The 518-nt window shown below is 46.9% G+C and carries 1 protein-coding gene; it reads right to left on the minus strand.

Translation table 11 applies throughout. From position 1 onward, the window contains the following. Positions 1-33 precede the first annotated feature (33 nt). Positions 34-518, minus strand: a 485-nt coding sequence (locus A3766_RS24460) for a MipA/OmpV family protein (protein WP_197479718.1), incomplete at its 5' end; no start/stop codon positions are given.

A 518-nucleotide genomic window follows, 5' to 3' on the forward strand; every position in this document is an offset into this window, starting at 1 on the left:
ATGAGGCTTCTAGGTGAATACTTGATAGGTGTTCTAGAAAACGTAAATGAATCCAACGCCGACCTCAGCTTCATAGTTGTTGCGTGCGATTGGGCTATCCGCAATGTCACTACTATAACGCTCATAAACCGCCTCGCCGAAAACCTGCCAATTCTCATTTACATAATGGCGATAATTGTAATTAAATCCAAACGAGCGAAATCCTCCACTCAGGTCGGTCTCATTCAGTCCCGATGCAACTGACTGCTCTGCATCTATACCAAAATCTTTATTGACATAATCACTATCGTGAAATACCAAAGCGATGGCAATTTCATGGCCGGTTCCGTCGTTCTGACCACCGAAGCGGTGCCCCACGCCAAAAAGACCAAGACTTCCGTTTTCACCGGTCACCACTCGAGCATCCAGCCAATAACGCCAGTCGGTATCGAAAGCATGGCGTGCTTGCAAAACTAGTTCAGTTCCCTCATCTCCTTCACCGAGACCATCCAAACGACCGTCATCAGAGTCACTTTCTT

This window comes from Oleiphilus sp. HI0132 (assembly GCF_001635845.1).